The 21,015-nt window shown below is 71.6% G+C and carries 18 protein-coding genes; 7 read left to right on the top strand and 11 right to left on the bottom strand.

Translation table 11 applies throughout. From position 1 onward, the window contains the following. The first annotated feature begins 59 nt into the window (after positions 1-59). The 7 genes from P8A20_RS23085 to P8A20_RS23055 all read left to right on the top strand — a co-directional run bounded on the left by P8A20_RS23085 (position 60) and on the right by P8A20_RS23055 (position 7,929). Positions 60-620, top strand: a complete 561-nt coding sequence (locus tag P8A20_RS23085) for a hypothetical protein (protein WP_147963572.1) — start codon at positions 60-62, stop codon at positions 618-620. Between the two features lie 439 nt (positions 621-1,059). Beyond that, complete coding sequence (locus tag P8A20_RS23080; protein WP_261988984.1) at positions 1,060-2,430, top strand: MATE family efflux transporter; 1,371 nt, start codon at positions 1,060-1,062, stop codon at positions 2,428-2,430. A gap of 45 nt (positions 2,431-2,475) precedes the next feature. Continuing rightward, a complete protein-coding gene (locus P8A20_RS23075; RefSeq protein ID WP_147963573.1) occupies positions 2,476-3,633 on the top strand; it encodes a glycosyltransferase family 2 protein in 1,158 nt (385 codons plus the stop codon). Further along, positions 3,630-5,015 carry a DegT/DnrJ/EryC1/StrS family aminotransferase gene (locus tag P8A20_RS23070; RefSeq protein ID WP_261988985.1) on the top strand — a complete coding sequence of 462 codons (1,386 nt, stop codon included), beginning with the start codon at positions 3,630-3,632 and terminating at the stop codon, positions 5,013-5,015. Before P8A20_RS23075 ends, P8A20_RS23070 begins: the two co-directional genes overlap by 4 nt. After that, positions 4,987-5,859, top strand: a complete 873-nt coding sequence (locus tag P8A20_RS23065; protein WP_306104174.1) for an HAD-IIB family hydrolase — start codon at positions 4,987-4,989, stop codon at positions 5,857-5,859. The genes P8A20_RS23070 and P8A20_RS23065 overlap by 29 nt, the downstream gene beginning before the upstream one ends. Beyond that, positions 5,859-6,896 carry a Gfo/Idh/MocA family protein gene (locus P8A20_RS23060; RefSeq protein WP_306104173.1) on the top strand — a complete coding sequence of 346 codons (1,038 nt, stop codon included), beginning with the start codon at positions 5,859-5,861 and terminating at the stop codon, positions 6,894-6,896. Before P8A20_RS23065 ends, P8A20_RS23060 begins: the two co-directional genes overlap by 1 nt. Continuing rightward, positions 6,889-7,929: a LacI family DNA-binding transcriptional regulator gene (locus P8A20_RS23055; RefSeq protein ID WP_147963576.1), complete on the top strand. Its 1,041-nt coding sequence runs from the start codon at positions 6,889-6,891 to the stop codon at positions 7,927-7,929. Before P8A20_RS23060 ends, P8A20_RS23055 begins: the two co-directional genes overlap by 8 nt. Before the next feature lie 34 nt (positions 7,930-7,963). On the opposite strand, the gene P8A20_RS23050 is transcribed toward P8A20_RS23055, so the two are convergent. The 11 genes from P8A20_RS23050 to P8A20_RS23000 form a co-directional block, all read right to left on the bottom strand. Continuing rightward, entirely contained in the window at positions 7,964-8,992 is a 1,029-nt protein-coding gene (locus P8A20_RS23050; RefSeq protein WP_261988986.1) for an aldo/keto reductase, read from the bottom strand. Beyond that, on the bottom strand, positions 8,986-9,987 hold the full coding sequence (locus P8A20_RS23045; protein ID WP_306104172.1) for a lysylphosphatidylglycerol synthase domain-containing protein: 1,002 nt from the start codon (positions 9,985-9,987) through the stop codon (positions 8,986-8,988). Before P8A20_RS23045 ends, P8A20_RS23050 begins: the two co-directional genes overlap by 7 nt. A 40-nt stretch (positions 9,988-10,027) precedes the next feature. After that, a complete protein-coding gene (locus P8A20_RS23040; RefSeq protein WP_187282213.1) occupies positions 10,028-11,059 on the bottom strand; it encodes a glycosyltransferase family 2 protein in 1,032 nt (343 codons plus the stop codon). 9 nt (positions 11,060-11,068) lie between these two features. After that, positions 11,069-12,127, bottom strand: a complete 1,059-nt coding sequence (locus P8A20_RS23035) for a UbiA prenyltransferase family protein (RefSeq protein ID WP_147960695.1) — start codon at positions 12,125-12,127, stop codon at positions 11,069-11,071. Further along, on the bottom strand, positions 12,124-13,296 hold the full coding sequence (locus P8A20_RS23030) for a glycosyltransferase family 4 protein (protein ID WP_261988758.1): 1,173 nt from the start codon (positions 13,294-13,296) through the stop codon (positions 12,124-12,126). Before P8A20_RS23030 ends, P8A20_RS23035 begins: the two co-directional genes overlap by 4 nt. After that, positions 13,293-14,513, bottom strand: a complete 1,221-nt coding sequence (locus tag P8A20_RS23025; RefSeq protein WP_147960694.1) for an endonuclease/exonuclease/phosphatase family protein — start codon at positions 14,511-14,513, stop codon at positions 13,293-13,295. Before P8A20_RS23025 ends, P8A20_RS23030 begins: the two co-directional genes overlap by 4 nt. A gap of 1 nt (position 14,514) precedes the next feature. After that, positions 14,515-15,612, bottom strand: coding sequence for an NAD-dependent epimerase/dehydratase family protein (locus P8A20_RS23020; RefSeq protein ID WP_371606420.1), 1,098 nt, complete (start codon positions 15,610-15,612; stop codon positions 14,515-14,517). Further along, positions 15,606-17,036 (bottom strand): aspartate aminotransferase family protein, encoded by a 1,431-nt coding sequence (locus P8A20_RS23015; RefSeq protein WP_306104171.1) that lies wholly within the window; start codon positions 17,034-17,036, stop codon positions 15,606-15,608. Before P8A20_RS23015 ends, P8A20_RS23020 begins: the two co-directional genes overlap by 7 nt. 113 nt (positions 17,037-17,149) lie before the next feature. Beyond that, a complete protein-coding gene (locus P8A20_RS23010; protein ID WP_306104170.1) occupies positions 17,150-18,256 on the bottom strand; it encodes a helix-turn-helix transcriptional regulator in 1,107 nt (368 codons plus the stop codon). A 396-nt stretch (positions 18,257-18,652) separates the two neighbouring features. After that, on the bottom strand, positions 18,653-19,720 hold the full coding sequence (locus P8A20_RS23005) for an aspartate-semialdehyde dehydrogenase (RefSeq protein WP_306104169.1): 1,068 nt from the start codon (positions 19,718-19,720) through the stop codon (positions 18,653-18,655). Positions 19,721-20,123: 403 nt separating this feature from the next. Next, positions 20,124-21,011, bottom strand: a complete 888-nt coding sequence (locus P8A20_RS23000; RefSeq protein ID WP_147960691.1) for a spermidine synthase — start codon at positions 21,009-21,011, stop codon at positions 20,124-20,126. Positions 21,012-21,015 lie beyond the last annotated feature (4 nt).

Here is a 21,015-nt window from a genome sequence, read left to right as displayed (position 1 = left end):
CCGGAGTAACGGGGTCCCCTCCAGGACAGGGCCGGTGCGGGTGGTGCAGGATGTGCCCGATGCAACGAGGACTCGTACACGCGATCGCGTGGTCGCTCGCCACGGGTGCGGCGGTCACCCTGTCGTGGTGGGGCGTGCACACGGTCATGTCGGGCACCGTGTACGACCCGCCCCGGGCCGTTCCGATCTCGGTGGGGGCCAGGAGCGGGCAGGCGACGGACGAGCCGGTGTCGTCCTCGACGCACCGCGCGGCTCCCCCGGCCTCTGCTTCTGTCCCGCCGAGCGCGACGGCGTCCACGCCCGCGCCGTCGGCCGCTCCTTCCCGGCAGCCGTCCTCCCGCCCGCCGGACCGGAGCCCGGGCCCCGCGAAGACCTCGCCGCCCGCGGCGGACGCGGGCGAGGTCAGGAGCTATCCGACGCGCGGCGGCAGGGTCGTCCTGGAACTGGCGGACCACTCGGCGAAGCTGGTCTCGGCGACGCCCGAGCCGGGGTGGTCGATGCAGGTGTGGACGAACCCGGAGTGGATCCGGGTGGACTTCAGCGACGGGGCGGGGGCGACGCTGTCCGTCTTCTGCACCTGGAACGGCCATCCGCCGACGGTCGAGGTCGTCGACCAGTAGCCACGTGCGGGCGCGCGGTGCCGCCCGTCTCCCTCCCGGCTCGCACCACCGATGTGAATCGGCCGATCCGCGCGAGAGTATCGGCCACACGCGACCGTTCCGTCGCGCCTGTGACAAGCCGTGTTCCTCCGGCTTTCCGTCACGGACGGTGTCTCCGGGATTCTCCTTCGAACACTGGCAGGTGTTTCATCCCTTTCCGGCCGTGACTCCTGGTCACTCGTCCCGAGTACCGGCCGGCAGCCGTCGCGGCGCGGAATCGTCGCCTCCTTTTGGATACTTGCTTCCTGGAGAAGTCGGCGTGCGGATAACATCGCGCTGCCCGACCGGAGGAACGGATTTCCCCAGATCCCGTCCCCGAGCCCTGAGGCTTTCCGGCCGTGTCGTTCGGCATTTCGTACGGATACGGCCCGACAGGGCAAGGGAACGGAGACGCACGGTCGTGCCGCCAAAAGGTAATCTCGGGGTCTTCTCCCTGAGCTGGCCCATCTTCCTCCAGCTGCTGTCGACGTATTCCATGGGTCTGGTGGACGTCTGGGCGCTGGGCCGGATCTCGGACGACGCCGCGGGCGCGGTGGGTTCGGTGAACACCGTCGCGACGTTCGTGCTCATGATGTTCTCCTTCATGGGGCAGGGCGGCAGCCTCGTGTACGCACGCGCGCTGGGCCGGGGGGAACCGGGGCAGGTCCGGGAGTACTACTTCGTCGCCCTGCTGCTGCACGTGGTCCTGGGCGCGGCGGTGAGCATCGCGTTGTTCGTCCTCGCCGAGGACGTGGCCGGCCTGATGGGACTGCGCGGGCAGCACCTCGCCTTCGGTACGACGTTCCTGCAGATCGTCGGGGGAAGTGCGGTGCTGCACTCCCTGGTGGCCATGCTCGGCGGAGTGCTGGCCGCGAACGGGTTCACCCGGCACGCGATGTTCGCCGCCGTCTTCACCAACGTCGTCAACGTCACGCTGATCCTCGTCCTGGTGCTGTCCACGTCAGGCCCCCGCTGGGGCGTCAGGGGTGTCGCCCTGTCGACGGCGCTCGCCACCTGCGCCGGTCTGCTGTACAGCCTGTGGCTGGTGTTCTTCAGGATCCGGATCAGGTTCCGCCGCCCGGGAACCGTGGGGCAGTTGAAGGCGCACGCCGCTCTGCTCGTCGCCTTCTCCCTGCCCACGATGCTGGAGCCCGCCTTCTGGCAGCTCGCACAGATCGTCACCACGCGGATCATCTCGGCCGTGGGGACCGACGAACTCGCCGCGCGCATGTACACGCTCAGCATCACCAACATGATCGGCATGTTCTCCTCGGCGCTGTCCCAAGGCCTCCAGATCGCGCTCGGGCACCTCGCGGGAGCCGGGGAGACCAACCGCATCCGCCGGCTCGCGCGCAACACCCGTGCCGCCGGGGTGGTGGCCGCGGTGGCCCTCGCCCTGGTGACGGGCCTGTCCGGCGAATGGATCATGCGGGGGTTCACCACCGATCCGGAGATCGCCGACGCCGGGAAGCTGCTGCTCTGGTGCGGCCTGCTCTATCTCCCCGGTTCCTCGCTGATCATGACGACGGCGAGTTCCCTGCGTGCCGTCGGTCATGTCGTGTTCCCGGCCGTGGTCGGCATCGTCGTCCTGTGGGCGGTCTTCCTCCCCCTCGCCTACGCCCTCTCCCTTCCGCTGGGGCTCGGAATACTCGGAGTGATGATCGCCATGGCGGTCGACGAAAACCTCCGTGCCCTGCTGATGGATATCCGCTGGCGCCGTCTTCCCGGGAAACGCCAGGAGCGTCCAGCGCTTCCCGAGCAGACGAAAAGGGCGTCCGTCTCCGATACCTGATCCGACGCGCCCCGCACTGCTGATGACCGATTCCTTAGGAGATCCGTGAAGGTCAGCCTCGTCATTCCCACTTACAATTCGAAAGAACTGCTCGCACCCTGCCTGGTGTCCCTGAACCACCAAATCGTGGCGGCACCGGACGCATTCGAGGTCGTACTCGTCGACGACGGCTCGACGGACGGAACGGGTGAGATGGTGGACGCCCTGTCGCTCACGTATCCGCTCCGCAGGCTGTACCTCCCCCGCACCGAGCGCTCCTGCCGCTCGGCCGCCCGCAACGCGGGTGTCGAGGCGGCCGACGGCGAGGTGATCGCCTTCGCGGACGGCGACCAGATCATCGACCCCCTCTTCGTCCAGGAGCACGTCCGCTGCCACCGGGACCGCACCGACGTCGTCGCGATCGGCTTCCGTGACTACCTGGCGCCGGGCCCGGTCGATCTCGGCCTCCTCGGGAAGGAGTTCGCCCCCGAGGCGTTCCCGCCCGTGGCCGAGGCGGACGAGCGCGCGGAGGTGACCCGGGCCCTTTCGGAGAACCTGGCCGGTCTGGCGACGGGCTGGCACTTCCTGTACGGCTGCAACGTCTCCGTGCGCAAGGAACGGCTGCTGGCCGTGGGGGGCTTCGACGAGAACATCAAGAGGTGGAGCTTCGAGGACGTCGAGCTGGGATACCGCCTGCACCGCGCGGGCCTCGTCCTCGTCCACACCCCCTACGCCCGTGTCTACCACCAGGCCCACCCCGAGTCCGACCGGGAGCGCTACGCGGACTGGCGTGAGAACTTCGCCTACTTCGTCGACCGTCACCCCGGGACCGAGGTGCGGTTGCAGTGGATCCTGGACGACTACTTCGACCCCGACCGCGAGAACCGGCTCAGCTGGTTCGACGCCTACCTCCGGTTCGAGTTCGCCTGCCGGGCCCTGGAGGGGAGGCTGCCCCTGGGGCGGAGGTACGAGGTTCTGGTCGTGGACGGCACCGGCCTGCCCGGTGCGGCGGCGGAGGTGGCCCGGCGCGGCGCCCTGACGGACCTGGTCGTGATCGACACCACCGACGACCGGGATCTGCCCCTCACCGTCCAGGGCCTGCGAACGGGACGGGAACTCCTCTACTTCAAGCGCCCGGACCCTCGGGTGCTCCGGAAGGCGGCCGACGCCTTCGGCTTCACCGCTCCGGAGGTCCCGGCGGCGTACGAGGAGGCCGCGGCGTGACCACCGTGGCCCAGGATCTCCCTGACACCGGGGTGCCCCGGGGCGGTGTCTTCACCGGGGACAGCCAAGGTCTGCACGGGCTGGTGCTGGACGTACGCGGCGGGACCGTCCCCGCGTACACGTCCTCCGGCTGCGTCGCCCACGGTGAGCTGGCCGGTCTGCTCGCCGGACGTACGGACCGCCTCGACCCGTCCGCCCCGGACTCCGTCTTCCACCGGGAGGAGCACGAACCGCTGCCGGGCGAGCGGCGTCCGGTCCCGTTCCTGCCGAAGTCGCGGCTGCTGACGCCGGCGGAGCAGCGGGTCGCGGCCGAGTGCTTCGCGCGCACCCTGGCGACGGGTGAACTGACCAGCGGGCCGGCGGTGGCCACGTTCGAGGCGGCGCTCGCCGATTTCACCGGTCTGCACGCGACCGCCACCAGCAGCGGCACGGACGGCCTGATCGTCGCGCTGCGTTCGGTCGGGGTGGAGCCCGGCGACGAGGTGATCATCCCTGCCAACAGCTTCGCGGCGACCGAGAACGCCGTCCTGGCCTGCGGGGCCGTCCCCGTCCTCGCCGACGTCGAGCCCGAACGCCACACTCTGGACCCCGTGTCGGCCGGGGCCGCCGTCACCTCCCGCACCAGGGCCGTCCTGCCGGTCCACCTGTACGGGCGGCTGGCCGACATGGCGGCGCTCCGCAGGACCGCCGACGCCCACGGTCTGCGGGTCGTGGAGGACGCCTGCCAGGCGATCGGCGTCACGGGCGTCGGACGGCACTCGGACGCGGCCGTCCTGAGCTTCAACCCGTACAAGAACTTCGGACTGACCGGCAAGGCGGGGGCCGTCCTCACCGGGGACGGTGAACTCGCCGAGCGGGTCCGGGCGATCGCCTACCACGGCTTCCACCCGGACACGAAGAACGTGAAGACGGAGCCCTGGGGGCTCAACTCGAAGATCGACAACCCGATCGCCTCGGTCGCCATGGGGCTGCTGCCCGGACTGACCCTCAAGAACTACCGGAGGGCCTTCCTGGCCGGGCGCTACGTCACCGGCCTGGCGGAGCTGCACGCCGCAGGACTGCTGACGCTGCCGTCCTTCACCCCCGACCACGCCTGGCACCTCTTCACCGTGCGGGTTCCGGGCGGGCCCGCGGAACGGGAGAGGATCCGCGCCCGTGTGCGGGAGGACGGCGGAGTGGAGACGGACATCTACTACCCCGTACTCACCCACCGGCAGCGGACCCCGCTGCACGGGAGGCTCTTCTCCCGCAGTCGGCTTCCGCACACCGAACAGCTCCACACGACGGCGTTCCAGATCCCCCTGCACAACCAGCTGTCCCTCACCGAACAGAACCGAGTGATCGAGGCGTTGCATGCTGCCGTCCGTCCGACCGCGCGCTGAACCCGCCTCCCTGCCGGTGCCGCGGCGGGTCGGAGCGGTGGCCTTCTGCGACTTCGACGAGACCTATCTGGCCCATGCCCCGACCGCCGCCGAGGTCGCCGACCGGGAGGCGCTGGAGGACTTCCTCGTGGAGGCGGCCGGGCGTCACGGGCTGCTCTTCGGCTGGGTGACCGGCAGTTCGCTGCCGTCCGTCATGGACAAGGTCAGGGCCCACCGGCTGCGGAGACTGCCGCACTTCATCGCCTGTTCCCTCGGGACCGAGCTCCTGTACCTCCGTGACGGTGTCGCGCACCCGGACCCGTCCTGGCAGGAACGGCTCCCCGAGCCCGGACGGCTGGCCTCGCTCGCCGAGGCGGTGACCGGGGAGCTCGCGGACCGGGGGGTGCCGCTCGTGCCTCAGGAGGGCAGGCCACCCGGCAGCCTGGTGCGGAGCCACTACTACTACGCCCGTACGCCCGCGAGTGACGAGCGGAGCCTGGCCCTGGTCAGGAGCACGGCCGAGAGGTACTCCCTGGGCGTCGGGGTGAGCCGCTGCAACCCCGCGGCGGGCGATCCGGAGAACTGCTACGACGTGGACTTCCTCCCGGCGGACTGCGGGAAGCGGGCCGTCGTCCGGCATGTACGCCGGGCGTACGGTGTGCCGCCCGCGGACACCTTCGCCTTCGGGGACAGCGGCAACGACCTGGAGATGCTCCGGGAGGCCGGCCGTGGGGTCCTGGTCGCCAACTGCACAGCCGAGGCGCGCAGTCGTCATCCGGACGTGTCGGGCCTCCCGTACGCGGCCGCGATCCTCGCGGTCCTGCGCGACCGTCCAAGAGAAGAACCACGGAAGGAGTCCCGTTGATGCGCGTGGGAATCATCGGCGCGGGGAACATCGGCAGGGTGCACGCCCGGGCGGTCCTGGCGTCGGCCGACGACGGCGTCTCGCTCGCCGGCCTCTTCGATGTCGACCAGGGGCGGGCGGACACACTGGCCGCGGACCTGGGGACGCGGGCCTTCGCCTCGCTCGGCGAGCTCCACGAGGCGGCCGACGGGATCGTCGTCGCCTCTCCCAACCGCACCCACGCCGCCTACGCGTGCGAGGCCCTCGCGCAGGGCAGGCACGTGCTGTGCGAGAAGCCGATGGCCACCTCGCTCGCGGAGGCCGCCGACATGCTGCGGCTTTCCTCGGGCGCCGCGGGGGTGTCCTGCGTCGGCTTCAACTACCGCTATCTGCCGGTGGTGCGGGAGATCCGCCGGCGGATCGAGGAGGAGGAGATCGGCCGCGTGCTCCATGTGGCCGTCGCCCTCCGGCGTTCCAGCGCGGTGACCCGGGCCCGCTTCACCTGGCGGGACGGCCCGACCGAGCGGTCGACCAGCGGCGCGCTCGGTGATCTGGGGGTGCACCTCGTGGACATGCTGCACTTCCTTTTCCGGAGTCCGGTCGACACCGGCAGCTGCCGGGTCGGGCTCCAGACGAGGGTGGCGACGAAGGAGGGGCACGACGTGGTGGTCGACGACCACGCCTTCGTGAGCGGCGGTCTGACGGGCGGCCCGCACTTCACCCTCACCGCCTCGAAGTCGTCGGCGCCCGAGGAGCTCGGTCTCGCCGTCACCGTCACCGGGAGCCGCGGGGAGCTCGTGTACCACTCACGTGACGGCCAGCTGCTCCAGGTGCGTACGGGAGTGGACGTCGAGCCGGTCAAACTCCTCGGCCCCGCCCGGCTGCCGGACCCGCCGGGCGAGGTGACGGGCTGGGGCGACTCCTTCCTGGAGCAGCTCCAGGAGTGGGCGGGCGCCGTGTCCGGGACCCGGCCGGGGGCGCTGGCCGGCTTCGACGACGGGCACCTCGCCCAGCGGGTCCTGGAGGATCTGCTGCGCCGGGGAGAGCGTCTTGGGTAGGCGCTCCGGGGGCCGGCGGCCCACGCTGGACGCCGTGGCCCGGCGGGCCGGGGTGTCCCGGTCCGCGGTGTCACGCGTGGTCAACGGCGAGCCGGGGGTGCGCGCCGCGGTCGCCGAACGTATCCGGGTGGCGGTGGCCGAGCTCGGTTACGTGCCGAACCAGGCGGCCAGGAGCCTGGTGACCCGCCGCAACAACGTGGTGGCCGTGGTGGTGACGGAGCCCCAGAACCGCCTGTTCGTCGACCCGTTCTTCGCGGAGCACCTGCGCGGGATCAGGGAGGAACTCGCAGTCCGGAAGGCCCAGCCGGTACTGGTCTTCATCGAGTCCCCGGACGACTACGCGCGGGTCGGCCACTTCCTCGGCGGCGGGCACGTGGACGGCGCGCTGCTGTTCTCGCTGCGTGCGGACGACCCGCTGCCCGCGATGACGGAGCAGCTGGGGATCCCCGTCGTCCTCGGCGGACGGCCCGTGGTGGGAGGTGGCGAACGGGCCCGCACCCACCTGTACGTGGACGCCGACAACCGGGGCGGCGCCCGGGAGGCCGTACGCCATCTCGTCTCGCTCGGCCGGAAGCGTGTCTCGACCGTGACGGGCCCGCTCGACCAGGCCGCCTCGGTGGACCGGCTCGACGGCTATCGCGACGTTCTCCTGGACGGGGCACCCGAGTTGGTCGTCGAGGGTGACTTCACCCGGCGGGGCGGCGCGGAGGCGATGGCCGCCCTGCTGGAGCGGTGCCCGGACCTGGACGGGGTGTTCGTCGCCTCCGACCTGATGGCCGCGGGGGCGCTGGACCTGCTGCGGGAGCGCGGGGTGCGTGTGCCCGAGGACGTGGCGGTCGTCGGGTTCGACGACCTCCCGTCCCTTGCCGGCACGATGGACCCGCCGTTGACCACGGTGCACCAGGACATCGTGGGCATGGGCAGGACGATGGCCCGCCTGCTGTTCCGCGAGGCGTCCGGCGTGGCCGGCGGGAGCCACCCCCTGTCCTCCGTGATCACCCCGACCCGGCTGGTCGTACGGGAGTCCGCCTGACCTGCCGGGCCCGGGCGGGTGCCACGGAGGGCTGCTACCGGCCGTCGCCGGGCACCGGGGCTCCGGCGGGGGACGCGTGCGACGGGCCGAGGGGGGCGAGCGCGTCGAGTTCGTCCCGGATCTCCGGCCCGAGGTCCAGCTCCAGCCCGTCCATGGCCTCGTCCAGCTGGGCGACGCTGCTCACGCCGAGCACCGGCATGACGGGTACGGCGCCACCGGCCATCCACGCCAGGGACAGCTGGTTGGCGGTCACCCCCAGCCTTCCGGCGAGTTCCCTCAGCCGGCTCAACCGCTCCTCGTTGCCGGGGCTCCGGTACTCGGGGGCGAGCGGGCGGTCGGCCCGGGTCAGGGCTCCCTGGAGCAGCGGCGAGTACCCCTGGAGCAGGGCGCCGTGCTCGTGGGCGTGGGCGAACAGGGCGTGGTCCAGGGGAAGCTGCGGCCGGATGTCGGCCGCCGGGTCGGGCCAGAGGTAGGAGTGGCGTGCCTGGATGACCCGCGGGGCCGCCGTCGTGGGGTCGTCCGCCGCGAGGCGGGCCGCCTCGGCCAGCCGGGCCGCGTCCGGGTTGCTCGCGCCGACGACACCGACCCGTCCCGAGCGCACCAGTTCCGACAGGGCGCCCAGGGTGTCGGCGAGCGGTGTCCGCGGGTCGTCGGCGTGGCTGAAGAACACGTCGACGGAGGGGCGTCCCAGCCGCTCGGTGCTCCGCTCGAACTGCTTGAGCACCACCTCCGGGCTGAGCCCTTCGGCGGACTCGGGGAACGGGCCGTCGAGCGGATCGGGCAGGCAGCCGACCTTGGTGGCGATCAGCAGCTCGTCCCTGACCCCCGTCGCGGCCAGCCAGCGGCCGATGACCAGTTCCGACTCCTCGCCCGTGCCGCCGGGCGCCCAGAAGGCGTAGCAGTTCGCGGTGTCCAGGAGGCGGCCGCCGCGCTCGGCGAAGCGGTCGAGGATCTCCCGGGAGGTCCTCTCGTCGACGGTGGTACCGAAGTACATGGTGCCGAGGGCGGCTCGGGTGCCCCGGAGCCGGTCCATGACCGATTCTCCGTAGACCGTCGTCAGCATGCGTCGTCCTTTCGTGGGTGGTGCGGTGCGGTGGATGGGACGGGGGAGGCCGGGGCGAGGGAGCGGGGGGTCCGCGCGGCCAACGAACCGTAGCCGAAGGCGAGTACGTCGGCAGCCGCCAGAACCAGCCGACTGGCGGCAGCCGCCGCGGCGGCCTCCGGCGCGGGCAGGACGGAGGCGAGGGACACCGCGAGAAGCGCCTCGCGCACCCCGAGCCCGTCCGGGACGACCACCACCAGACTGCTCAGCGAGGTCGCGACGGCGAACCCCGCGACACAGGGCAGTACGGCCCGGAGCGGGTCGGCGCCGAGCGCGACGGCGAACAGCCACAGGTGGACGCCGGTCACCAGCCACGACGCGGCGCACAGCCACACGGAGCGGCGCAGCACGCCGAGCGGGACCGGCGCCAGCCTGCGCGCGAGCGCCGGCACCACCTTCACCAGCCGCACCGACACCGCCAGCAGCCGGGGAAGGAGGAGCAGCAGGACGGGGGCCAGGGCGGCGGCGGCGAGCGCCGCCCCCGTCCCGTAGGCGTGATGCGCCAGGGCGGCCAGCCCCAGCACACCGCCGGTGCCCAGGGACACGGCGGCGTACAGCCCGAAGGCCGCGGTGAAGTGGAAGACGGTGATTCCCGAGGCGGCGGCGAGTCGGGACTGCAGCACGATCGACCACATCACCCCCGGTACGTACTTGCCCAGTTGGCCGGCCGCGAAGATGCGTACGGCGGAGGGGCGGGACAGCGGGACCGACAGGGCCTGCAGGGGTTCGCGCCAGGAGAGCGCTGTCAGCCACAGCCCCGCCAGGGCCGGGACGAGGGCCAGGGGCAGCACCGGTCCCAGCAGCCCGACGGCCGTGCGGGTCGCCTCCCCGTCCCGGGCGAAGGAGTGCGCCAGGAACCCGGCGCACAGCGCGAGCACCAGCGCGGTGGCCGTGCCCCGGACCCAGGGGCGCCGTGCGAAGGCCCGCAGTGTGTCCAGGCGTCCCCGGCCCCCCAAGGAGACCGTTTCCCCGGGGGCGGGGGGCCCGGGCGCGGTGCTAGACATCGGCGACCGCGCCGCCCGTGGCCGGCGGGTTGGAGTAGCGGCGCCGGAAGGACGGTGAGCCCGTCCATCGGACCGCCCCCACCAGGGCGGCCACCCCGGTGGTCGCGGTCATCAGGGTGTGCAGCCCGGCCATCAGCGGCAGGGCGCGGGCGCCCGCCGTCGCGTGCAGGAACCGCAGCAGTCCCCACTCCTCGGCGACGAACGCACCCACCCCCGCCGTGACCGCGACGGCGCCCGCCACCGGCCACAGGGGTGCCGCGGCGAGGCCGGTCAGGGCCAGGGCGGTACCGGCGACCGCCCTGGGACGGTAGGCGGTGTCCGACAGCTGCGGCCTGCCCGCACGGTCGCGGTCGCTGAAGAGCGCGACCAGGGGGACCGAGCGGCGGTACTGCTTGCGCAGCAGGATCCCGATGCGGTCGTCGTCGTCGTGGCGGCCCACGATCCTCGGGTCGAGCAGCACGGTCGAGACGGCCGAGAGCCGGGCCCCGTACTCCACGTCCTCGGTGTCGCGCAGCGACTCGTCGAGCGGTCCCGCGCGGTCGTAGGCCGCGCGCGGCATGGCCCCGAGCGAGAAGTACGCGGCCTTGACCTCGCCCGCGGTCCGGCGGCGCCAGTAGTGCCCGTGCAGCACCTTGTAGCGCTCCACAGGTCCGTCGTCGATCAGCGGTACGGAGTCGTAGATGCCGCAGACGAAGCCGATCCGCGGGTCCGACTCCAGTACGTCCACGGCGCGTCGGACGGCGTCGGGGCGCAGTGCGATGTCGGAGTCGAGGAAGAAGAGGATGTCACCCGTGCTGTGCCGCACGCCGGTGTTGCGGGCGGCGGAGACCCCCGCGTTGGCCGTGCGTATCAGCCGCACGTCGAACTCCTCGGCGATCTGCGGTGACGCGTCGGTGCTGCCGTCGTCGACGACGACGATCTCGATGTCCGGATAGCTCTGGCCGGCCACGGCCGTGAGGCACTGCCGGATGGTCCGCGCGTAGTTGTAGTTGGGAATGATGACGGAGACACGGGGCGGTCGCACGAGCACACCTCACAGGAGTCGGCCGGCGGCCAGGCAGGCCAGCCACAGCACGGCGTTGATCACGAGTGGCACATCCGTGAGCACGTCCCGTCCGGGCTCCCCGCCGCTGCTCCTGACCGCCACCATCTGGACGTAGCGGCAGACTGCGAAGACGGCGAAGGGCACGGTGGCGACGGCCAGTACGGCCGCGTGCGGATGTGATGCGGACAGGACGAACATCTCGTAGCTGATCAGCGTGGCCGCCAGCAGCAGGGTCATCAGCTGGTCGAGCAGCGGCACCGAGTACCCGGCGAGGGCCGGGCGTTGGGCGGAGGCCTGCCCGAGCAGTTCGGCGGCCGCCAGCTCGTGGCGGCGCTTGCCCAGTGAGAGCAGCAGGCAGGTGCAGTAGACACAGATGATCAGCGCGGGGTTGAAGGGGGCCGCCACCGCCACGCAGCCCGCCACGGCGCGCAGGACGAATCCCGAGGCGACCAGGCTGACGTCGACGAGCGCGTGGTGCTTCAGCGCCAGGCAGTACGCCAGGTTGATCACGCCGTATCCCGCGATCGCCGCCTGGGCCTCGCCGGGGAGGAACGACGCCGAGACGGCCAGGGCCGCCAGGCAGGTCAGGCCCAGCAGTGCCGCACCGAACGGGCCGATCCGCCCGCCGGCCAGGGGCCTGTGCCGTTTGACCGGATGCAGCCGGTCCCTCTCGCGGTCCAGCCAGTCGTTGAGCACGTAGACGGCCGCCGAGGCCGCCGTGAACGCCACCACTGCGGCAGCGGCCTTACCCGGGTGCCGGAGCAGGGCGGCGGGGTCCAGGGCCAGGGGCGCGACCAGGACGAAGATGTTCTTGATCCATTGCCGGGGCCGCAGGAGCACCAGCGCCGCGGGCATCCTCCTCCGGCGCCTGGGCGGTCTGCGGGCCTCGCCCGCGGGCGGAACGGGCTGCTGCCGACCGCGCCACTCGCGTGCCGGCGCCTCGGCGGTGACGACGGCGGTGGCCGCCCGTCGGGAGGGGGCGGGCGGTACCGTCCTGCTCTCCGGTTCCTCGGTGTCCACGGCGTCGCCGCCGCCGACCCGGTTCACAGCCGCCCACCGGGCAACAGCCGCCGAAACGCCTCTTCGTGGGCGTCGAGGAACGCCTCTCCGCCGAAGAGCTTGGTCGCCGTCTCCGCGCCGGCGACGCGGTCCTCGGCGGGCATGTGCGCCATCTCCAGCAGTGCCTCGCGCAGGGCGTCGGGGTCCCGGGGCGGGACCAGCCGCCCGAAGCCGGTGGACGCCACCGGGTAGCGGGAGCCGGACAGGTCGGTGCTCACCGGTGGGATCCCGGCCATCATGGCCTCGACCTGCACGATGCCGAAGGACTCGGATATCGACGGGAGAGCGAAGACGTCGATCGAGGCGTAGAAGTCGCGTACGGCCTCGCCCCGGAGCAGACCGGTGAAGCGGATCCGCGGGTCGTCGCCGGCCTCCGCGCGCAGTTCGGCGATGTTGCTGCCGCCCGCGACGGTGGTGTAGTCCCCCGCGATCAGCAGCCGTGCCTCCGGGTCCGGCATGGAGCGGAAGGCACGTATGAGGTATTCGATGCCCTTGTCGACGGTGATCCGGCCCATGAAGCCGATGTGCAGCCCGTCGCCGTCGCGCAGCCGCGGTTGGCCGCCGCTGCGGTCGACGCAGGGCGAGGAGATGGGCAGGAGCTTGCGGCGGCGGATCGTGGGCCAGATCCGCGACCCCCGTGCCTGGTCCTCGCTGTTGGTGATGACGATGTCCGCCTTGCGGACGGCGCTCTTGCAGACCTCGTCGACGGCGCGCATCCCGAAGCGGTTCACCGGGCCGTCGGGCAGGAACACGTCGATGTGGTAGGTCACGACGAGGCGGGCCTTGCCCTTGAGCGCCGCGACGAGGGCCGCCTCGGGGTTGGGCAGGTGCATGTGGACGATGTCGGAGCGGGCGGCGAGACGCCGGGCCAGCAGGGGCAGCGCCGGGGAGACGAAACCACGGCTGATGTTGGCGAGGACGGGCGCGCGGAACACGTGGACGCCGTTGATCACCTCGTAGCGCGGCAGTGCGGGGTCGTGCTGGGCGCACACGACCGCGATGTTCCAGCCGCGGGCGGCCAGGCCCTCGGCGGTCAGTCGGGCGGCCTCGGTCAGGCCGCTGATGTAGGGGGCGTAGTAGTCGAGCATCACCGTCACGTGGAACCGGCTGGGGCGCATGGTGGATCCCTCGCTCAGGGGGTTGTCCTGCGGGCTCATCGGGTCTCCTTCGGGTGTCCGGAGGCGGTGGGGTCGGGAACGACGAGACGGATCTCCTGGGCCGCGTGGTCGGAGAAGTCCCCGCCGCCGCCGAAGCGGTAACCGGGCACGGCCAGGTCCTCGGTGGTGAACAGCCAGTCCAGCCGCCACAGCCGGGGCAGTGGGTAGTCGGAGACGGGCCAGGAGCGGGCGGGGAGTACGCCGCTCCCGGGGCTGTGCGTCCGGGTGCCGGGGGCGGGGTCGAGGAGGCTGCCCGTCCACGGCGAGTTGAAGTCCCCGGTCAGCAGTGCCGGGTTGGGGTTCTCCGCGAGATCGGAGCGCAGTGCGTCCAGTTCGCGGTCGCGCCAGTCGTACTGGTCCTGCAGGAAGCGGTAGAAGCGGCCGGAGAGCGGGTTGTCGCCGACCTGGAAGGGGACCGGCATGTGCACGTTGTAGAAGGAGACCGTGCGGGCGCCGACCCTGATGTCGGTGCGCTGCGCCTTGCTCCCCTCCCGGTACCAGGCGGTGCCGGTGTCCGGTACCCGGCGGTGGTGCTCGGCGACCACGGGCAGCCGGGAGAGCGTGATCAACTCCCCCTCGACGGAGATGTGGTAGCCGGGGAACTCCTCACGCAGCCGGGCCGTGTCGTCGATCCTGACCGGCTCGTCGCCCTCCCAGTACAGGTACTCCTGGAGGAGGTACACGTCGGCGTCCCTGCCACGGAGGAAGGCGTAGAAGTCCTGCTTGTCGTCGTCCATCTGCCAGTAGTCCGTGCTCCAGGCGAACACCTTGACCGGGGTGCCCCCGGCGGTGGTGCCCGGCCCGCCCGACAGAACCGGTCCGAACCCGGCCAGATGGGCGCCGGCCAGGAGCAGGAGCACCAGCACGGGGGCCAGCCACCGGCGTACCGGCCGCGCGAGCGGGGCCAGTGCGAGCAGCAGCAGCGGCACGGCCACCAGCGTCAGCGGGGGTACCGCCTCCACGAGCAGCCACAGCCACCAGCGCCCCGCGAGCAGGACGTGCAGGACGAGGAGCACGGCCCATACGCCGGTCGCCGCCACCAGCAGGCGGGTGCCGCGGCACCAGCGGCGGGCCCGCGGGCCCTCACCGGTGCCGCCGTCCGGCCGCCCGTCCGGAGGCGGGCCGGCCGCGGTGTCCCCGTGCGCACCGGGGGCGTCGTCCGTGCCGGGGACACCGGATGTGGGCATGGGTGTCCCCGGCACCTGGGTTCCGGCCATGTCAGAAGAAGACCTTCGCGAGACCGAGGGCTCCCTGCCGCCACGGATCCGTGCTGGTCCGGCCGCCGTCCCGGCTCGCGGCCGGCGGCGGGGCGGCCGCGCGCTGCCCGCGCCACCAGTCGTACGTGCGCAGGATGGCTTCCCGGTTGGACTGGCGGGGCCGGAAGCCGAGCCGTTCCTGCGCCTTGTCGACGCTCACGTAGGAGTCGTCGAGCAGCTTGTACAGCAGCCGCCCGTAGACCGGGGAGATGCCCGTCCGCTCCAGTGCCCGCAGCACGGCCACCGCGGGGCGGCCCGGGATCGAGACGACCGACTTGCCGTGCCCCGCCGCGTCCAGCACCGCCTGGAAGTCCTCGCGCAGGGTGGCGAACTCGACGGCGCCGATGTTGTACGTGTCGTGCGCGACCTCGTCCGGGGCGCGCAGCACGGTGACCACCGCGTCCACGAGGTCGTCCAGGGCGAGCATCTGGATGCGCACGTCGCCCTTGCCGAGCACCGGGAAGTTCCGGCCCTCCTCGGCCCACTGGAAGAGCATGTCGAACAGGCCCATGCGGCCCGGTCCGACGAAGGTCTTGGGCCTCAGTACGGGCAGGCACATCCCTCCGGCGCGGAACCGCTCGGCGACCTTCTCCGCCTCCGCCTTGGCCGTGCTGTAGGTGTCCACCGGCTCGTGCGGGTGGTCCTCCGGCGTCGGCACCAGTTTGGGCAGCCCGTACACGGCGGTCGAGGAGATGTGCACGACCCTCGGGGTCCGGACCGCTTCGGCCGCCTCCAGCACGGTGGTGGTGCCCTCGACGACGATGGACCGGATGTCGGCGGCGGGGTAACTGGGCAGTGCCGACGCGCAGTGCACCAGGGCGTCCGCGCCGTCGAGCGCCCTCCTGACGGCGCGTGGGTCCCGGATGTCGCCGGTGGAGGAGGTCAGGCCGGAAGCGGCCGGCACCGGTCTGAGGTCGAAGGCATGGACCTCACGGCCCTCCTTCAGCAGCCGCTCCACCAGCTGCGCGCCGAGGACACCGGCGGCGCCCGTGACCGTGACGCGTCCGGGCAGTGGGGGCAGGGCGTCCCCGGCTTCCGTCTCGTTCCACGGGTTCACCACAGCGAGCTCACCCGCTCCTTCATGAAGCGTGCCAGCAGCCGGTTCATGCCCTCGGAGAGGGTGGCGTCCAGGGCGTCGAGGAACCGTTCGACCTCGTCGGGTCCTGCCACCAGGGGCGGGCTCACGACCAGCGGACTGCGGCCGTTGAGCGTGTAGTAGGAGTAGACGTCGTGCTTGCGGTACAGGGTGTCGATCACCGCCGCGGTGATGATCTTCGTCCTGATCAGCGGGTCCTTGGCGAGACCGCCGGCCGGCAGCTTGCCCACCAGATCCAGGACCTTGGGGCCGCCGGACAGGAACACCCCGAAGAGCGCCCCCGATCCGCGCACCTCGGCTATCAGGTCCGGGTAGGTCTTCTGGATGCGTTCCAGCCCCGGCCGCAGCACGTCCTCGATGGCACGGGCCCGCGCCGGGTAGTCGTCCTCCACCGCCACCGAGACGGCCTCGATCGCGGTCGCGGTCTCCTCACCGAAGCCGTAGTACGTCGTGCTCGTACTCTGCATCATGGCGTCCGTCATGTTGTCGTACACCTTGCTGAACACGGGTTCCCGTGCGACGAAGGCGGAGATGGAGGACTTGCCGCCGCCGAACGACTTGGAGGTCGTCACGACGTCGGGGACCAGGCCCTCGTAGCGCGTGAAGTGGAACATGCTGCCGGTCTTGCCCCAGCCGGTGTAGATCTCGTCGAAGATCAGCACGATGTCCTCGGCCGTGCACAGTTCACGCAGGCCGCGCAGGAACTCCTCGGAGCACCAGCGCATCGTGGAGGCGCTGAACGGCTCGATGAGCAGCGCGTACACGTCGCTGCGGCCGTTCGCGTCGCGGGCCTCGGCCAGCGCCCGGCGGACCGAGTCGAGGTCGTCGTACGCGAAGGTGCCGATGCCGGGGATGGTCGGGAAGTCGAAGTGGTTCTGCGTGCTCCCGGTCAGTCCCCCGGAGCCGAGCAGCTTGCCGTGGAAGCTGATGTCGGCCCGCAGGATCCGCTTGCGCCGGCCGCCGTGGTACTTGTACGCCAGCTTGACGGCTCCTTCCACCGCCTCCGCACCGGAGTTCGGCAGGAAGGAACGGTTGAGGTCGCCCGGCATGACGGCGGCCAGGTTGTGGCCGAGAGCGGCCAGGTAGGGCGAGAAGTAGGTCTTGTGCACCTCCATCCGCAGCTGTTCCTGGAAGCGCTTGCGGGCCGCGACGATCCGGGGGTGGTTGTGCCCGTGGTTCAGCACGCCCACGCCACCGGTGAAGTCGAGGATCTTGCGCCCGTCGCGGGTGTGGACGTAGGCGCCTTCCGCGTGGTCGATGAGCTCCTGGCCGAAGCCGAAGGAGGTCATCAGGCGGACCTGGCTCTTGTTGATGTAGGTGCGGTAGAGATCGTGCACTTCGTCGACGTCGAGCTTTTCGGCCTCGTCGAGGGTGATGAGCTGTGCCATTGGGCCTCTCCCATGCGACATCGTCGTGAGACAGCGGTGTCTGTCGGCGCTCACAACGTCGCACGGGAGAGAACCCTGGCACGAGGTGCCACCGGCGTCCTGTGCCGGTACGGCTACTTGTGGACAGCGAGTTCCTCGCCGGCCGGATCGTGGCCCGGAACGTCGCCCGTGACGCTGTTCGCGCCGCTGCCCTGGACGTCGCCCGTGACGCTGTCCACACCGCCGGCCGCACTGTTCTCCGCGGCCTGGCGGCCGAGGAGGACGCCTGCCTGGAAGCGGCTGGTGGCACCCAGTTCCGTCATCAGGGCGGAGATGTAGCGGCGGCAGGTACGGGCGGCCATCCCCAGCCGGCGCGCGATGACTTCGTCCTTGAGTCCCATGGCCATCAGCCGCAGGATGGACGACCGCAGTTCCGCGCTCACCTGTTGCTGGTCGGCAGGCTCCGTGCTGGTGAACGGCCGGCCCACCTGCCAGGCCGCCTCGAACGAGCGGCAGAGATAGGCCACCAGGGTCGGATCGGTGACGACGGCCGCGCCGGGCGGCTCGGAGCCCTTCCGCTCCTTGGGCACGAAGGCGGTGCGGCGGTCGTAGACGATGAGCCGCTCGGAGAGTTCGGCCGAGGTGCGCACCTCGGCGCCGGCTTCGGAGATCTGCGCGACATAGCTGCGGGTGGTGAGGCTCGAGCGCGCGGTGTGCTGATAAAGAGTGCGTACCCGGACACCGCGCCGTAATAATTCCTGCGTCTGTACGAGATCCGACTGAAGAAGGTGGGCCGATCTGCCGCCCCCGGGCTGAAGACTCATTCGCTCTTTGGTGCAGCGACGCCGGGCGAGGTCGATCTCGCGGCGCACATCGGCGGCATTATCGAGAACTCGTATCGACACATCTGTGCCCTGGTGGTGCTCGACTGAGCGGTATAGCGTTGACAAAGTGCTCAACTGGCGGTGAATTCCCGCTATCTGTCTTCGCTGACGGGCGACCGACATCTCCAGCGGTGCGATCAGTTCGACCTCGACGACCTCGGGGTCGAGGGGGACGGCAGGTCCTTCGCCCCCCTGGCTCAACAGGCGCAAGCCCTGGAGGGCCTTGCGCGCTTCGGCGATCCGCGCCCTGTCCACCCCGAGCTCGGTGGCGATCCTCTCGTCGATGAAGACCCCGGCCCTCAGCGCTGATCTGTAGGCGTCGACCGCAAGTTCGTCCAACAGTGTCTGGCTCTCCACGCGTCCCTCTTCGCTCGGCGTCCGGCGCTTTCCACTTGTGGCCGCGCCATCATAGGACACCCAATGAACCGGGATCGGGAACGATTTGGCTGGCAGGCTCTGAAGCTCCCGACCAACGGGTGCCACGAGTTGTCGAATGAATCGAATCGAGGGAAAAACAATGGCGAACAATCGCCGGTTTGAAGTCCGTTTCCTGCTTGCACCCCTCCTCCTGGCCGGAATTACCGGTTCCGCAGGTATCACGGGTTACGCCGCCCTGGCAGGCCCCGAATCCGCCGTGTTCACGACCGCCGACGACCAGTGGGACTCCGTCCCCCACACCCCCGGCGAGGGGGCGGCCTCGTACGTTGGTGCCCGGCAGTAGCGCGGCCGCGTCCGGAGCACGCCGGAGCCGCCTCAGCGGGGGAGGCTTTTCGGCCGCTCCCCGGACGCGCGGGAGGCCAGTGCGATCCGTGCGATCCGCAGGAGGGTCGAGGCGCCTCCCGCCCGTAGGTTGTCGAAGACCAGCCACAGCAGGAATCCCCGCGACGTGTGCGGACCGACCCGCACCCTGCCCACGTGGAAACGGTCCGGGTCGCCGGCCGTCAGCGGGGTCGGGGCCGAGCCCAGGTCCTCTCCCTCGTGCACCACGAAATCCGGGAGCGAGGACAGGAGTTCCACGAGTTCCGGCCGGTCCACCGGGGCATCTGTCTCCACGAAGAGCGTCGCCCCGTGTCCGCTGACCACCGGAACCCGTACGCAGGTCACCGCCACGTCCATGTCCGGCAGCTCCAGGACGCGTCGCGCCTCCTGGACGAGGCGCTGTTCCTGACGGCTGGCCCCGTTCTCCAGGATCCGGTCCACGGCCGGCAGGACGTTGAACGCCAGGGCGGGACGGAACCGGTCGGCGGGGAGCTCCGCCCCCGGGTCGGACAGCGTCAGCTCGGCTCCGTCCAGCAGTTCGTCGACCCCCTGGTGCCCCAGCCCGGAGGCGGCCTCGTACGTGCTCAACACCGCGTGGCGCACCCCCCGCCACCGCTCCACCGCGTGCAGCAGGACCGTCAGGGGCACGGTCATGCCGCTGGGCACCGCGACGACCTCCGCGGGACGCTCCGTCAGCAGGCGGTCGTTGACGGAGGGGACGACCAGGGGGATCTCAGGGTGCGAGCTGAAGGCACCGGAGGCGTCGACGACCAGCGCACCCTCCGCCATCGCCACGGGAACCCAGCGGCGGCTCACCTCCTCGCCCGCGCAGAACAGGACGAGGTCGGCGCCCGCGAAGTCGAACTCCTCCAGGTCGTGCACGGTCTCGGCCCGTCCACCGACCGGAATCCGCCGGCCCGCCGACCGTGCCGAGGCCACGAGCCGTATCTCCCGGTGCCGCATGCGGTGTTCCACGATCAGTTCGAGGACGGTGGCTCCGAGCGCACCGGTCGCGCCGACCAGGACGATACAAGGGTCCGCGGGGAGCTGGGCACTTACCATCAGGCACTCCGATCTGGCGAGGACCGAGCCCAGGCACGCGTTCCGCCGACCGGTCCGGCCGGCGGCGCACCGTCTCCGAACCGGGAGGCGCGGAGAGCTCGTACGGCGGGAACGGCGTAGCCGGTTCCGCATGCCGCGTCCTCCATGAAAACCCTGAACCCGCCCCTCCGGCACAGGGCGGTGCTGTCAGGAAGCGGACAGGCCGGAGCATGCCATCACCGGGCCCCGCACGCCCGCCACCTGGGCCGGGGCCCGCACAGGAAGCACACCACACCGCGGAAGCGCTTCACCACCGAAACCCCTGTTCCACCGGGGTCGGCGTCCGCACGGCAGGCACACCGCACCGCGGAAGCGCTTCACCACCGGGACGGCCTCGGCGGCTCCCGGCCGCGGAACGGACCGCTCAGTCGAAGGCGTCCGGCGGCGGGGCGGGCGACGGTTTGGCGCCCTCGTCGGTGACCACCGCGGCGCCGCCCGTGAAGTCGGCGAGCACACGGCCCTGTTCGACACGGCCGGGATGCGGGTCGCTCGCGACCCGCCTGGTCAGTTCGGCGACCGCGATCGGCAGGTCGGACGCGACCAGGACCGCGTTTCCGAAGCGGCGGCCGCGCCAGACGGTCGGATCGGCGGCCAGGGCCAGTTCGGGGAAGAGGGAGGCGGCAGTGGCGACCTGTCCGCGCAGATGGGTGAGCGGGGGGCCGTCGGCGAGGTTGGCGGCGTACTGGCCACCGGGCTTCAGCACCCGCCGTACCTCGGCGAGGAATTCGGCGGAGGTGAGGTGCGCGGGTGTACGGGCACCACTGAACACGTCGGCGATGACGAGGTCGGCCCAGCCGTCCTGGATCCTGCCGAGCCCGGCGCGGGCGTCCGCCGAGCGGACCCGTATCCGGGCCTGCGGGTCCAGGGGGAGCTCCCGGCGCACCAGCTGGACGAGCGGCGCGTCGATCTCCACGACCTGCTGGGTCGAGCGGGGGCGGCTCGCGGCGATGTACCGGGCGAGGGTGAAGGCTCCGCCGCCGAGGTGGACCACCTGGAGGGGCCGGCCGGGCGGCGCGGCAAGATCGATGACGTGGCCGAGCCTGCGCTGGTACTCGAACGAGAGGTAGGAGGGGTCGTCCAGGTCGACGTGGGACTGCGGGGCGCCGTCCACCAGCAGGGTCCAGGCGCGCGGGCGTTCACGGTCGGGCACCAGCTCCGCGACGCCGCCGTCGACCGTCGCGGTGACGGGCTCCTGCCGGCGCTCGGACCGCTTGCGGTCACCCGCGCCCTTGGCCGCTCCTCGACGTGCCACGCGC

The sequence above is a fragment of the Streptomyces sp. Alt3 genome, assembly GCF_030719215.1.
Classification (GTDB): Bacteria; Actinomycetota; Actinomycetes; order Streptomycetales; family Streptomycetaceae; genus Streptomyces; species Streptomyces glycanivorans.
The sequence above is the reverse complement of the archived record's forward strand: the minus strand, read 5'-3'. Positions and strand labels throughout refer to the sequence as shown.

What these genes read in the sequence shown, in the direction of transcription:
- P8A20_RS23015 (WP_306104171.1), bottom strand. Translation starts at nt 17,036, where the DNA reads ATGGCACAGCTCATCACCCTCGACGAGGCCGAAAAGCTCGACGTCGAC.
- P8A20_RS23050 (WP_261988986.1), bottom strand. Translation starts at nt 8,992, where the DNA reads ATGCTGACGACGGTCTACGGAGAATCGGTCATGGACCGGCTCCGGGGC.
- P8A20_RS23060 (WP_306104173.1), top strand. Translation starts at nt 5,859, where the DNA reads ATGCGCGTGGGAATCATCGGCGCGGGGAACATCGGCAGGGTGCACGCC.
- P8A20_RS23065 (WP_306104174.1), top strand. Translation starts at nt 4,987, where the DNA reads ATGCTGCCGTCCGTCCGACCGCGCGCTGAACCCGCCTCCCTGCCGGTG.
- P8A20_RS23005 (WP_306104169.1), bottom strand. Translation starts at nt 19,720, where the DNA reads ATGGTAAGTGCCCAGCTCCCCGCGGACCCTTGTATCGTCCTGGTCGGC.
- P8A20_RS23085 (WP_147963572.1), top strand. Translation starts at nt 60, where the DNA reads ATGCAACGAGGACTCGTACACGCGATCGCGTGGTCGCTCGCCACGGGT.
- P8A20_RS23025 (WP_147960694.1), bottom strand. Translation starts at nt 14,513, where the DNA reads ATGGCCGGAACCCAGGTGCCGGGGACACCCATGCCCACATCCGGTGTC.
- P8A20_RS23030 (WP_261988758.1), bottom strand. Translation starts at nt 13,296, where the DNA reads ATGAGCCCGCAGGACAACCCCCTGAGCGAGGGATCCACCATGCGCCCC.